Genomic DNA, 11,598 nt, shown 5'->3' with positions numbered 1-11,598 from the left:
TGAGCGGGCTGGGCGGGCGTCGGCACAAGGAGCCGGTGGCGACAGGGGGTGGTGGGCGGATCAGGGCAGGGCAGGTGCCTGCCGGCCGGTGGTCACACCCCCACAGTGCATCCCGGTCGGATGACACCGCCTATGTTTGGACTAGACCACTGATCTGTCAAGAGTCCTAACGATTGGTCAGCACCGGCCGGTGGCACCGCCGGTCGCCCGACGGCGTGTCCCACCTGCGACGCACCGCCCGACCGGCACGCTCGGTGCCCGCTCGCTGACCCACGGCAACCGCGCTGGTGACACCGGCCACAGGGGATTGGCGCCCACGACCGTGCGTCGTCGCTCCGATCCCGTTGCCGGGGCGGCTGCACCGGGTTCCGGCGGCGGAACTCCTATCGCGCGTCGTAGCGGCGCTGTTTGCCGCCCGCCCGGCGCGCACGTTAAACCTGGACGAGTCGCCCAGCGCACCGCCTCGCACCGGCCTCCCGCCGGTGCCGCCCCTTCCCGGTGGAGCGCTCCGTACGGCACCGACCGAGACCGGGGTGCCCACGGCCACCGACGCGCCGTCGCAGCGCGCGGCACACCGCCGCAGTACCGCTGCGCGCCCGGGGCCGGAACCTACCGAACGAGGTTGATGCAGCATGCGCAAGACCCTGACGAACCACGTGCGCCGACGATCGTCCGTGCTGGTCGGCTCGGCCGGCCTGGCCACCGTGATCGCCGCCTCCGCCGTGGCCCTCGCGATCCCGACCGGCCCGGCCGTCGCGGACGCGCCGACCGTCACCACGGTCGCCGCCGCCGGACACCCGGACGCCCTCAAGATCGCGCCGGTCACCGCCACCCGCGCCATCGACACCGGCAAGCTCGGCGCCGCGCCCTACCTGAAGCCGACCCCGGCCGCCGGCGGCCACACCGTCGCGGCCGCGCCGTACCTGGCGTCGGGCGAGGCCAAGCCGGCCGCCCCGGCCGCGCAGCCCGTCGAGGCTCCCGCCGCCGCCCCGCAGGCTCCCGCTCCGGCCGCTCCGGCCGAGCAGGCCCCCGCGCAGCCCGCCCCGCAGCCCGCGGCTCCGGCGCCTGCCCCGCAGGCCGCCGTGGACACCAGCCCCAGCGGCGTCCGCGCGCTGGCGCAGAGCATGGTCCCGGCCGGCCAGTGGGCCGCCTTCAGCAACATCATCAACCACGAGAGCAGCTGGAACCTGCGGGCCACCAACCCGTCCTCCGGCTCCTATGGCCTCGGCCAGGCGCTGCCGGCCGGCAAGATGGCCTCGGCCGGCTCCGACTGGCGGACCAACCCGGTGACCCAGATCAAGTGGACGCTCGGCTACATGAACGACCGCTACGGCAGCCCGAACGCCGCTTGGGCCTTCTGGCAGAACCACCACTGGTACTGATCCGGACCCCACACGCGAGGGCCCCGCACCGCCGTCCCCCTCGGGCGGCGGTGCGGGGCCCTGACGCGTACCGGGCGCAGTCGGTCAGCCCAGGCCGTTGGCCTTGACCCAGTCCTTGGCGACCGCGGACGGGTCGTCCTTGTCGATCGAGACCTTCTTCATCAGCGCCACCAGCCCGGGGGTGTCCAGCTTCGCCGAGACGGCGTTCAGCGTGTCGGTCACCGTCGGGTTCACGCCGGCCTTGTTGACCAGCGGCGTGACGTTCTGCGCGCCGAACAGGTTCTTCGGGTCGGTGAGCGCCACCAGGCCGAGCTGGAGGATCCGCGGGTCGGTGGTGAAGACGTCGCCGACCTGGAGCGAGCCGTCCTTGAGCGCGTTGGCCGTGGTGTCGGCGGTCGGCTTCCAGTCCTTGAAGGTCAGCCCGTAGGCGTCCTTGAACTGCTGCTCGCGCCGCGACTTGAACTCCGGCTGGCCGCCGATGGTGAAGTTCGCCGCCTGCCCGGTGAGGTCGGTGATGCTCTTCAAGTTGTACTTGTCGGCCGTGGCCTGACTGACCGTCAGCGAGTCCTTGTCCTCGGCCGCCGAGGAGTTGAGGATCTCCAGCGAGGACGGCAGCGCCTTCTGCAGCGCCGCGTCGACGTCGGTCGAGGTGGCCGCGGTGGCCTTGGCGTCCAGGTACTGCAGCAGCGCGCCGTTGTACTCCGGCAGCACCGTCAGGTTGCCGCTCTGCAGCTGGCCGTAGATGACCTCCCGGCTGCCGATGTTGAACTTCTCGTCGACCTTGACGCCCTTGGCCTGCAGCGCCTGCGAGTAGATCGAGGCGAGCAGGACGTTCTCGGGGTAGTTCGCCGAGCCGATGGTCACCGTCGAGCCGCTGCCGGCGGCTTTGGAAGCACCGGACAGCGGGTCGCTCTTGGATGAGCTGCAGGCCGTCGCGGCCAGCGCGATGGCCGCCATCAGGACGACGGAGGTGGTCGCACGCGAACGCAGGGACATGAGGTGGTCCTTTCGGGACGGGAGTGGTGAGGAGTGAAGGGGGTCAGCGCCGCTGCTTGCGCAGCCCGGCGGGCAGGGCGAACCGGCTCAGCGCCGCGAAGAGCAGTTGGGCCGCCACCGCGAGCAGGACCACCAGCAGCGCGCCGCCGACGGTCAGCGGGAAGTCGCGGGTGGCCAGGCCGTCGATGACGTAGCGGCCGAGCCCGCCCAGGCCCACGTAGGCGGCCACCGTCGCGGTGGCGATCACCTGGACGGTGGCGGTACGCAGCCCGGCCAGCAGCGCGGGCAGCGCCGCCGGGACGCAGACCTGCCAGAGCACCTGGCGATGCGTCAGCCCGATGCCGCGCGCCGCGTCCCGCAGGTCCGGATCGGTGCCGCGGACGCCTTCGCAGGCCGCCACCAGCAGCACCGGCGCGGCCAGCGCCACCAGCGGGATCAGCACGGCGGTGTCGCCGACCCCGACCAGCAGGACGGCGAGGGTGACCAGGCCGAGCGTCGGCAGCGCCCGGGCGGTGCCGCTGAGCGCCGTCACCAGCCCGGCGCCGCGCCCGCTGTAGCCGATCAGCAGGCCCAGCGGGACGGCCAGCAGCGCCGCGTAGAACAGCGCCTCGCCGGAGATCGCCAGATGCTCGCCGATCCGGTTGGCGATCGAGTCGGGGCCGCTGCGCCGGTCGGGGGAGCTGAAGAAGTCGGAGATCCAGGAGAGCCAGTTCATCGCCGCACCGCCGTCTCACGCCCGGCCCAGGGGGCCAGTACCCGGCGGGCCAGCAGCAGTACGCCGTCGGTCACCAGGGCCAGCAGGGCGACCAGCACGATCCCGGCCACGATCGGGGTCGGGAAGGTCCGCTGGAAGCCGTCGATGAACAGGTAGCCGAGTCCGCCGCGCCCGATCAGCGCGCCGACGCTGGCCAGCGAGATGCTGGAGACCGCCGCCACCCGCAGGCCGGCCACCACGTACGGCACGGCCGAGGGGAGCTCGACGGCCGTCAGCCGCCGCCAGGGGCCGTAGCCCATCGCGGTGGCGGCCTGCCGGACCGGATCCGGCACCGCCCGCAGCCCGTCCACCGTGGTGGGCAGCAGCACGGCCAGCGCGTAGCAGGTCAGCGGGATCATCACGGTGGCCTGGGTGGCCAGACCGGTGTACGGGATGAGCACCACGAAGACCGCCAGCGAGGGCAGCGCGTAGACCACGTTGAAGGTCGCGGCCAGCGGCTGGTAGAGCCGCGGGAACCGGGTGCAGAGCAGTCCCAGCGGCAGCGCGAGCAGCAACCCGATCAGCACCGGCACCAGCGAGATCACCGCGTGGTCGGCCAGCAGGCCCCACAGGTAGCCGAGATGGTCGCCGATCCAGTACCAGCGGACCAGGGGCTCACCGTCCATGGCCGGCCTCGTCCCGGGGCGGTAGCGCGTGCAGCGCGTCGAGGGCGTCCAGGACGGCCGCGCGCGCGGCGATGCCGACGGCCCGTCCGTCGCCGTCCACCGCGACGGCCGCGCCGACGGGCGACAGCACGGTGGCGTCCAGCGCGGTGCGCAGGGTGTCGGCGCCGGGGTCGAAGGCGGCGGCCGGGCGGTGCTCGCCGTGGCCGGTCCAGCCGGTCGCCCGTCCGGCCTCGTCCAGCTCCAGCCGCCAGCCGGCGAAGGGCTCGTCGAGGGGGGTGAGTGCTATCGAGCCGGCCGGGCGCAGTCCGAGCCCGCGCAGCCCGCGGTCACGGCCAAGGAAGGCGGCCACCTGCTCGTCGGCCGGCGCGGCCAGCAGGGTGGCCGGGTCGGCGACCTGGCCGATCCGGCCGTGCTCGCGCAGCACCACGATCTGGTCGCCGAGCCGGACGGCCTCCTCGATGTCGTGCGTCACGAAGAGCACGGTCTTGTTCAACTCCGACTGCAGGCGGAGCAGTTCCTCCTGCAGCCCGGCCCGCACCACCGGGTCGACGGCGCTGAACGGCTCGTCCATCAGCAGCAGCGGCGGGTCGGCGGCCAGCGCCCTGGCCACCCCGACCCGCTGCTGCTGGCCGCCGGAGAGCTGGAACGGGTAGCGCTTGGCGGTCTCCGGTGCCAGGCCCACCAGTTCGAGCATCTCGTGCGCCCGGGCCCGGGCCTTCTTGCGGTCCCAGCCGAGCAGGTGGGGCACGGTGGCGATGTTGTCGATCACCTTGCGGTGCGGGAAGAGCCCCGCCTGCTGGATCACGTAGCCGATCCCGCGGCGCAGCTTGGCCGCCTCCAGCTCGGTGACGTCCGTGCCGTCCAGCAGCACCCGGCCCGAGGTCGGTTCCACCATCCGGTTGACCATCCGCAGGATGGTGGTCTTGCCGCAGCCGGACGGGCCGACCAGCACGGTGGTCCGCCCGGCGGGCACGGTGAGGTCGAGTCCCTCGACGGCTATCGTGCCGTCGGGGTGGCGCTTGCCGGCGCCGTCGAATCTGATCACGGAGTGTTCCTAGCTGTGGTGCCCTGGGCACCGGTCGGGTGAAGCTGGATCAGGGGCGGAGCCCCGCGGCACGTTTCCCGCGTCGAGGTTACGGGAAACCCCTGACCGGTGATCAGTGACGGATCTGACGCGGTCCTCCGCGTCACCCTCACCTCACCCCACCGGGGGTCCCGGCTCGGTGGGCAGGCCCGCCTCGGCCCAGGCGACGAAGCCGCCGTCCAGGTCGGTCGCCCGGTGCAGCCCCAGCTCGCGCAGCGAGGCGGCGGCCAGGCTGGAGGCGTACCCCGCCGAGCAGAGCACGATCACCGGCAGGTCGTACCCGGTCGCCTCCGGGATCCGGTGGCTGCCGGTCGGGTCCAGCCGCCACTCCAGCACATTGCGCTCGATCACCAGCGCGCCGGGGATCTGCCCCTCGGCGGACCGCTGCGCGGCCGGCCGGATGTCCACCAGCAACGCTCCCGCCAGCTGCGCGGTGCGGGTCTCCTGCGGGCCCGGGCGGTGCACACCCGCCCGGGAACGGGCCACCAGGTCGTCGACGGTCACCACTGCTCCGGTCCTTCCACCGCGGTGCGCCGCAGGCCGCTGGCGCGCAGTTCGTAGAGCGCCATCTCGCCCAGCGGCGGAGAGTACGCGTGGATGGTGACCGCCGGGCCCGCGGCGGTGTTGCGGACATCGTGCAGGAACTCCGGACCGAACGCGCGGACCGCGCCGGCCGACAGCCGCCGGGTGTGCAACTCCCCCTCGGGGCCCCCGAGCGAGAGCTCCTCCAGCTCACCCAGCGCCACCGTGAACGCCCCGCGCGAGCCCCCGTGGTCGTGGAAGCCGGTGGACTGCCCCGGCAGCCAGCTGATCAGCCACACCTCGTGGTCGTCCGCCAGTCGCAACCGTTCGTACCACCGCTCGTCCACCGACAGCCGCACCCGGTGGATCCACTCCTCCGGCCGCTCGGCCAGCTCGGCCACGACGGCCCGCAGCTCGGCGGGCGTCAGCACGGCGCCGGCTCCGGCTTCGGCGGACGGGGGTGCGGCAGGGGACGGAGAGTGAGCCGGCTGGTCGGTCTGGGCCGGCGCGAGGTCGACGCTCATCTGAGGTCCTCACGAAGGATGCGGGGTGCGCCCGTGCGACACACCGCCGACGACAGACGCCGGGGCAGCCGGGGAGCAGGGAGCGAAAGGTGTGAGTGGAGACGAAGCAGCCGTGCGCCCTGGAAACGGTCACAGGGGGCGGGGCCGACGAGGGTTCAGCGGCAGCAAGCACACATGTCGCTCGCCTGGCGTCGCAGATCGACGTGCAGGCGGCAGACGAGAGCGGTGCCGTGGTCCATGCCGTGATACTTGTCGACCGCCTACCTGCACGTCAAGCGAGGTCCACCATCCGGAGCGTCGCGCCGACCCCGCACCCGGGCCGGGCACCGGCGGTATCTTCGACGGATGGCTGACGAACTCTTCGGGCACCCACGGCTGGCGGCGATCTACGACCCGCTCGATCCGGATCGCGGCGACCTCGACGCCTACCTGCGCCTGGCCGGGCAACTCGGCGCGAGGCAGGTGCTGGACGTCGGCTGCGGCACCGGTGTCTTCGCGCTCCTGCTGGCCGATCGCGGCATCGAGGTCGTGGGTGTCGACCCCGCCCGCGCCTCCGTCGAGGTGGCCCGCGGCAAGCCGGGTGGTGACCGGGTTCGCTGGATCTGTGGTGACGCGACAGCGCTTCCACCGCTACAGGTCGACCTCGTCACGATGACGGCCAATGTGGCCCAGGCGATCGTCGCTCCGCACACGTGGCAGGGAACGCTCAAGGGGGCTTACGAGGCGCTGCGCCCCGGCGGTCATCTGGTGTTCGAGACCCGGGACCCGGCCAGGCGTGCCTGGGAGGAGTGGAACCGCGCGGCCTCGCACCGGGTCACCGAGATCCCGGGCGTCGGCGCCGTCGAGACCTGGCTCGAACTGGTGGAGGTGAGCGGGCCGTTGGTGACGTTTCGCGGGACCTACGTGTTCGCTGCGGACGGACGGCGGTTCACGTCCGATTCCACCCTGCGGTTCCGGGAACGTCAGGAGATCGAGGCGGACCTGACCGCGCAGGGATATCTGCTGCACGACGTCCGGGACGCACCCGATCGTCCGGGCAGGGAGTTCGTCTTCGTCGCGCAGCGGCCCTGAACGTCGTACGACGGCGCCGGTGGGGAGGAAAGGAACGCTCCTTTCCTCCCCACCGGCGCCCCGGGCGCGGTCAGTTGTTCTGCGCGGCGTCCGAATCGGCCGCTGCGGCGGCGCTCTCGGCGGCGTCCACCTTCTGCTGCATCTCGCCCAGCTGCTTGCTGTCGGTGGAAGCGTTGCCGGGGGAGGCGGCGTTGCCGGTGGTCGAGGCCGCCGGGGCCTGCGGGGTGGCGGAGCCCGCGCCGGCGCCGCAGGCGGTCAGGGTCAGCGTGGCGAGTGCGGCCGCTGCGGCGACGGCGAGGGCGCGCTTCACCGGGAGGCCGGAGCGGAGTCGCCGAGGCCCTGGGCGGAGCACCAGCTGGCCACCGACTTGAGGTCGCTCTGGCGGGTCTGCAGGGTCGGCACCAGGCTCTTGCGGAAGGTCAGCCGGTCGTTCAGGTAGGTGTACACGGCGGTCTGGCCGGCGGTCTTGGCGTTGTCCACCCGCTGCTCCAGGCGGGCGATCGAACCGGCCGTGGTGGCGGGGCCGTTGAGCCGGGTCAGGGAGTTCTCGATGCGCTCCTGGAGCTTCGGCATGCGCTTGCAGATGCTCTTCGCGCCGTCACCCGTGGGAACCGGGAGGGTCTTGGTGGTGGGCGACGCCACGGGGGTGGCGTCCTGCGCCTGGGCGGGGGCGGCGGTCGCGAGCAGCGCGCCGCCGAGGGTGAGGGCGCCGAGCGTGGCGGCCGCCTTGCGGTACGAGGTCATGACGGGTGTCCTCCGGTCTGTCGTGAACGGTCCGGCCGGTCACCGGGGCGACCTGCCGAGAGCGACAGTAGGGAGGCTCTTTGTGGATTCCTTGTGGGATCGCGAGCGGGGCTCCCACAGTCAACGTCAGTGGCCGCCGCCGATCCAGTCCCGGCGGGCCGGCAGCGCCACGGTCGGCGCGTCCGTGGCGAGCAGCGGCAGTCGTACCTCGATCCGGCAGCCGACCCCGCCGGGCGGCGACGACACGGTCACCGTGCCCCGGTGCAGGGCCACTTGCTGAGCCACCAGGGTCAGCCCGAGCCCGGAGCCGGGACTGTCCCGGCGCCGGTGGAAGCGGTCGAAGACGACGGCGCGCTGCTCGGGCGGGATGCCCGGACCGGCGTCGTCCACGGTCAGCACCGCCTGCCCGCCCTCCCGGCCCAGCCGGACGGTGATCCGGACGGGTTCGCCGGGCGTGCGACCGTGCGCCACGGCGTTGGCCAGCAGGTTGTCACAGAGGATCCGCAGCCCGGCGTCCCAGCCGAACACCCGTGCACCGCCTGCCACTTCGGGGACGTACCAGAGCTGGATCTCCGGGCGCCGGCGGCGCATCTCCTCCACGGCGGCCTCGACCGGCTCGGCCAGGTCCAGCGGGCCGAAGGCCTCCACCTCCACCAGATCGCCGCGCGCCAACATCCGCAGGGCGGTGAGCAGTTCGAGCAGCCGACGGTGGTCGCCGCGCAGGTCGGCCAGGATGTCGGCCCGGTCGGCGGGGGAGAGGTCGGGGTGCGCGTTGAGCACGTCGAGGTTGGTCTGCATGCTCATCAGCGGGGTGCGCAGCTCGTGCGAGGCGGCGGCCGAGAAGGAGCGCGCGGTGTCCAGCGCCTGGGTGGTCCGTTCGGCCTGCTCGTCGTAGCGTGCCAGCACCGTCTCCAGGACGGTGGCCAGCTCGTCGACGTCGCCCACGCCGGTGCGCTCGACCCCGAAGCCGGCGGCGCCCGCGCGCGGGTCCAGCTCGGCCGCGCGCCGGCCGAGCCGGCGCAGCGGAGCGGTGGCCCGCCCGGCCACGGCCAGCGCGAGCAGGCCCGAGAGCGGCGCCGCGAGCAGCGCGATCAGCAGCACCCGTCCGCGCACCGCGCTGACCTGCGGATCGGTGACCGAGGTGGGCTCGAACACCCAGAGCGTGCCGGGGTTGGCGCCGGTGATCCGCACGGCCAGCACCCGCCAACTGCGCGCCCCGACGGCGGGGGCGGCCGAAGCGGGGGCCGTGGCGGAGGCCGTGCCGGCGGTGGAGGCCGTCGCGTCGGCGGCCTCGCGGCCGCGGACCGTGGTGGGTCCGGCGCCCGGCGCCGGGAGGGCGACCGAGTCGGCCGGCTGCGGCCCGCCCTGGGTGACCAGCGTGCCGTTCGCGTCCGCCACCCGGACGCCGACGTCCAGCGCCGCGTCCAGCACCTTGCGGTGCTGGTTCTGCGCGACCTTGGTCCGGCCCTGCTGGTCGGCGTTGAGCAGTGTCCGGGCGTCCGGCAGGACGGCGGCGGCCCGGTCCTGGAGCCGGACGTTCTGCTCGCTGCGCAGGTCGTGGGTGATCAGGCCGAGCAGGGCCGCTCCGGCGCCGAGCACCAGCAGCGGCACGATCAGCGCGGTCGACAGGGCGATCCGGGTGGCGAGTCTCATCCGAGTCCCCCCGGGACGCGCAGCACGAAGCCGACCCCGCGCACGGTGTGGATCAGCCGGGGACGCCCGCCCTCCTCCAGCTTGCGCCGGAGGTAGCTGACGAAGGTGTCCACCGCGTCCGTGCGGACGTCGAAGTCGTAGCCCCAGACCCGGTCGAGCAGCTGGTCGCGGGTGAGCACCAGCCCGGCGTTGCGGGCCAGCTGCTCCAGCAGCTCGAACTCGCGCCGCGTCAGTTGCACCGGCAGGCCGTCCCGGTGGACCTCGCGGGTGGCCGGGTTGATCTCCAGCGGACCGGCGCGCAGCAGGCCGGTGGCGGCGGGCGGGCGCCGGCGCAGCAGCGCGTGCAGCCGCAGCACCAGTTCCTCCAGGGCGAACGGCTTGACCAGGTAGTCGTCGGCGCCGGCCTGTAGGCCGGCCACCCGGTCGGCCAGTTCGTCCAGGGCCGAGAGCATCAGTACGGGCGTGTCGACGCCCTGCGCGCGCAGCTGGCGGCAGACCTCGGTTCCGCTGAGGTCGGGCATCGAGACGTCGAGCACCAGGACGTCCGGTGGTTCGGTCGCGACGAGCTCCAGCGCGGCCCGGCCGCCGTCGGCCGAGCGGACGGCGAAGCCGCTCAGCCGCAGCCCGCGCTCCAGCGACCGCCGGATCGCGGCGTCGTCGTCCACCACCAGGACTCGACCGGTGCTCTCGCCGCCGCCCATCGGCGCGCTCCTTCCAGGGGCCCGGCCACGCGCCGGGGGTGGCCACCGTCGCACGCGCGGATGAGAGCCTTTCTCATCGAAATGGCGACGTCATGGCGACGTACGAAATGCCGAGGTCTGAAGTGCCGCTCCCCGGGTAGCCGCTGGAACCGGGAGGGCGCCCGGTGGCGTCTACTGCTCGGACAACGACGCACCGAAAGGCACGAGACACCATGGGCATTGTCAGCTGGATCATTCTGGGGCTGATCGCCGGGGCCGTCGCCAAGCTGCTGCTGCCCGGGCGCGACCCCGGGGGCATCATCGTCACGACGCTGATCGGCATCGCCGGGTCGTTCGTCGGAGGCTGGCTCTCCGCGCACTTCCTGCACCGGCCGGTGTCCACCCACTTCTTCGACCTCGCGAGCTGGGTCTCGGCCATCGCCGGAGCGCTGGTGCTGCTGGTCGCCTACCGTCTGGTCTTCGGCAACTCCCGCCGCTGAGACGACTCGGACGCCCGATGCGGCGGGTGGTGAGGCTGCTCCCTCGCCACCCGCCGCACGGTCGTCAGGACGGTCGTACGGCCGCGACCCAGTCGGGCAGCGGCTCGCGCGAGCCCAGCCAGCCGACCGGCACGCCGGCCAGTCCGGTTCGGGCAGCGACGACGCCGGCCGCGATGGCGCAGGTGGTGTCCATGTCCCCCCGGCCGCCGAGCGTGGTCCAGATCGCCTCGGGCAGGTCGTCCAGCGCGCCGGCCGCCGTCCAGAGCGCGAACGGCACGGTGTCCTGGGCCGACAGCTGCCGCCCGGAGCCCAGTGTCACGGCCGCGTGCCGCACCGACGTCGCCTGCGGCATCCTGGCAGCGATCCGCAGACCCGACCGGACGTCGCTCTCCGGCAGCAGCCCCGCCACCTCCTCCAGCAGCTCGCGCCGCCCCGGCACGGATGTCCCGCGACTGCGCGCGGCGAGAGCCGCGGCCAGTGCCACGGCGACCGCGCCGGCCGCCGCCTCGGGGTGGAAGTGCGTGGTCACCGCGGAGAGCCGGGCCTGCTCGGCGACGGCCGCCAGGTCGTCGGCGAACCAAGCGCCCAGCGGCGCGACCCGCATCGCCGCGCCGTTGCCGTGCGAGCCCTGGCCGCCGAACAGCCCGGCGGTGACGGTGCGCCAGTCGGCGCCCTCCTGGATCGCCCGCAGCACCTGGTGCATGGACGGTCCGTACTTGCGGCCGTAGTGCTCGGTGTACTCGGCGGCGAATCCCCGGGCGAGCTCGTCCTGCCGGACCTCGCCGTGCGCCACCAGGTGGCGCAGCAGGACCAGGGCCATCGCGGAGTCGTCGGTCCAGTGCCAGGGGCCCTTGCGTGGCACCCGCGCGGCCAGCGCGGCGGACGCCTCGTCGGCCGGGACCGGGAACCAGCGGTCGCCGAAGGCGTCGCCGAGCGTGAGTCCTTGCAGGCTGTCGAGCGCCGGGGCGGGGGCGAACACGTTGTCCTCCAGGTGAGAACGACCGAGGGGGTCGATTCTGCCGTCCCCCCGCCCTCCAGGCCAGCGCTTTCCCGTGCCCTCCG

Annotated in this window: 14 protein-coding genes; 3 read left to right on the top strand and 11 right to left on the bottom strand. The window is 73.6% G+C overall.

All coding sequences use genetic code 11. The features are described from left to right. The first annotated feature begins 632 nt into the window (after positions 1-632). On the top strand, positions 633-1,382 hold the full coding sequence (locus BS80_RS42685) for an aggregation-promoting factor C-terminal-like domain-containing protein (RefSeq protein ID WP_157536164.1): 750 nt from the start codon (positions 633-635) through the stop codon (positions 1,380-1,382). Between the two features lie 84 nt (positions 1,383-1,466). Here BS80_RS42685 and BS80_RS11770 read toward each other — a convergent pair whose 3' ends face one another. From BS80_RS11770 to BS80_RS11745, 6 genes are all read right to left on the bottom strand, one after another. Continuing rightward, positions 1,467-2,378: an ABC transporter substrate-binding protein gene (locus tag BS80_RS11770; RefSeq protein ID WP_035796224.1), complete on the bottom strand. Its 912-nt coding sequence runs from the start codon at positions 2,376-2,378 to the stop codon at positions 1,467-1,469. Between the two features lie 43 nt (positions 2,379-2,421). After that, positions 2,422-3,093 (bottom strand): ABC transporter permease, encoded by a 672-nt coding sequence (locus BS80_RS11765; RefSeq protein WP_035796221.1) that lies wholly within the window; start codon positions 3,091-3,093, stop codon positions 2,422-2,424. Next, the gene (locus tag BS80_RS11760; protein WP_035796220.1) at positions 3,090-3,758 is read right to left on the bottom strand and encodes an ABC transporter permease; all 669 of its coding nucleotides are present in this window, start codon (positions 3,756-3,758) and stop codon (positions 3,090-3,092) included. The genes BS80_RS11765 and BS80_RS11760 overlap by 4 nt, the downstream gene beginning before the upstream one ends. Beyond that, the gene (locus BS80_RS11755; RefSeq protein ID WP_035796217.1) at positions 3,748-4,803 is read right to left on the bottom strand and encodes an ABC transporter ATP-binding protein; all 1,056 of its coding nucleotides are present in this window, start codon (positions 4,801-4,803) and stop codon (positions 3,748-3,750) included. The genes BS80_RS11760 and BS80_RS11755 overlap by 11 nt, the downstream gene beginning before the upstream one ends. 153 nt (positions 4,804-4,956) lie before the next feature. Then, positions 4,957-5,346, bottom strand: coding sequence for a rhodanese-like domain-containing protein (locus BS80_RS11750; RefSeq protein WP_051966601.1), 390 nt, complete (start codon positions 5,344-5,346; stop codon positions 4,957-4,959). Further along, positions 5,343-5,888: a cysteine dioxygenase gene (locus tag BS80_RS11745; protein ID WP_035796204.1), complete on the bottom strand. Its 546-nt coding sequence runs from the start codon at positions 5,886-5,888 to the stop codon at positions 5,343-5,345. The genes BS80_RS11750 and BS80_RS11745 overlap by 4 nt, the downstream gene beginning before the upstream one ends. Positions 5,889-6,233: 345 nt before the next feature. On the opposite strand from BS80_RS11745, the gene BS80_RS11740 reads away from it, so the two are divergent. Continuing rightward, positions 6,234-6,959: a class I SAM-dependent methyltransferase gene (locus tag BS80_RS11740; protein ID WP_035796203.1), complete on the top strand. Its 726-nt coding sequence runs from the start codon at positions 6,234-6,236 to the stop codon at positions 6,957-6,959. A 70-nt stretch (positions 6,960-7,029) separates the two neighbouring features. Here BS80_RS11740 and BS80_RS11735 read toward each other — a convergent pair whose 3' ends face one another. The 4 genes from BS80_RS11735 to BS80_RS11720 form a co-directional block, all read right to left on the bottom strand. After that, positions 7,030-7,269, bottom strand: coding sequence for a hypothetical protein (locus BS80_RS11735; RefSeq protein ID WP_051966487.1), 240 nt, complete (start codon positions 7,267-7,269; stop codon positions 7,030-7,032). Beyond that, a complete protein-coding gene (locus tag BS80_RS11730) occupies positions 7,266-7,703 on the bottom strand; it encodes a hypothetical protein (RefSeq protein WP_035796199.1) in 438 nt (145 codons plus the stop codon). The genes BS80_RS11735 and BS80_RS11730 overlap by 4 nt, the downstream gene beginning before the upstream one ends. Positions 7,704-7,829: 126 nt before the next feature. Next, on the bottom strand, positions 7,830-9,356 hold the full coding sequence (locus tag BS80_RS11725; RefSeq protein WP_035796197.1) for a sensor histidine kinase: 1,527 nt from the start codon (positions 9,354-9,356) through the stop codon (positions 7,830-7,832). Then, positions 9,353-10,057 carry a response regulator transcription factor gene (locus tag BS80_RS11720; RefSeq protein ID WP_035796196.1) on the bottom strand — a complete coding sequence of 235 codons (705 nt, stop codon included), beginning with the start codon at positions 10,055-10,057 and terminating at the stop codon, positions 9,353-9,355. Before BS80_RS11720 ends, BS80_RS11725 begins: the two co-directional genes overlap by 4 nt. A 212-nt stretch (positions 10,058-10,269) precedes the next feature. On the opposite strand from BS80_RS11720, the gene BS80_RS11715 reads away from it, so the two are divergent. After that, positions 10,270-10,536 carry a GlsB/YeaQ/YmgE family stress response membrane protein gene (locus BS80_RS11715; protein WP_035796194.1) on the top strand — a complete coding sequence of 89 codons (267 nt, stop codon included), beginning with the start codon at positions 10,270-10,272 and terminating at the stop codon, positions 10,534-10,536. 64 nt (positions 10,537-10,600) lie between these two features. Here BS80_RS11715 and BS80_RS11710 read toward each other — a convergent pair whose 3' ends face one another. Beyond that, positions 10,601-11,515, bottom strand: a complete 915-nt coding sequence (locus BS80_RS11710) for an ADP-ribosylglycohydrolase family protein (protein ID WP_035796192.1) — start codon at positions 11,513-11,515, stop codon at positions 10,601-10,603. Between the last annotated feature and the right edge of the window lie 83 nt (positions 11,516-11,598).

The sequence above is a fragment of the Kitasatospora mediocidica KCTC 9733 genome, from assembly GCF_000744225.1.
Classification (GTDB): Bacteria; Actinomycetota; Actinomycetes; order Streptomycetales; family Streptomycetaceae; genus Kitasatospora; species Kitasatospora mediocidica.
This window is presented reverse-complemented; position numbering and strand designations above follow the sequence as displayed.

Excerpts from the sequence above, each read along its gene's own strand:
- BS80_RS11715 (WP_035796194.1), top strand. The coding sequence starts at position 10,270 with ATGGGCATTGTCAGCTGGATCATTCTGGGGCTGATCGCCGGGGCCGTC.
- BS80_RS11720 (WP_035796196.1), bottom strand. The coding sequence starts at position 10,057 with ATGGGCGGCGGCGAGAGCACCGGTCGAGTCCTGGTGGTGGACGACGAC.
- BS80_RS11745 (WP_035796204.1), bottom strand. The coding sequence starts at position 5,888 with ATGAGCGTCGACCTCGCGCCGGCCCAGACCGACCAGCCGGCTCACTCT.
- BS80_RS11740 (WP_035796203.1), top strand. The coding sequence starts at position 6,234 with ATGGCTGACGAACTCTTCGGGCACCCACGGCTGGCGGCGATCTACGAC.
- BS80_RS11765 (WP_035796221.1), bottom strand. The coding sequence starts at position 3,093 with ATGAACTGGCTCTCCTGGATCTCCGACTTCTTCAGCTCCCCCGACCGG.
- BS80_RS11725 (WP_035796197.1), bottom strand. The coding sequence starts at position 9,356 with ATGAGACTCGCCACCCGGATCGCCCTGTCGACCGCGCTGATCGTGCCG.
- BS80_RS11770 (WP_035796224.1), bottom strand. The coding sequence starts at position 2,378 with ATGTCCCTGCGTTCGCGTGCGACCACCTCCGTCGTCCTGATGGCGGCC.
- BS80_RS11760 (WP_035796220.1), bottom strand. The coding sequence starts at position 3,758 with ATGGACGGTGAGCCCCTGGTCCGCTGGTACTGGATCGGCGACCATCTC.
- BS80_RS42685 (WP_157536164.1), top strand. The coding sequence starts at position 633 with ATGCGCAAGACCCTGACGAACCACGTGCGCCGACGATCGTCCGTGCTG.
- BS80_RS11730 (WP_035796199.1), bottom strand. The coding sequence starts at position 7,703 with ATGACCTCGTACCGCAAGGCGGCCGCCACGCTCGGCGCCCTCACCCTC.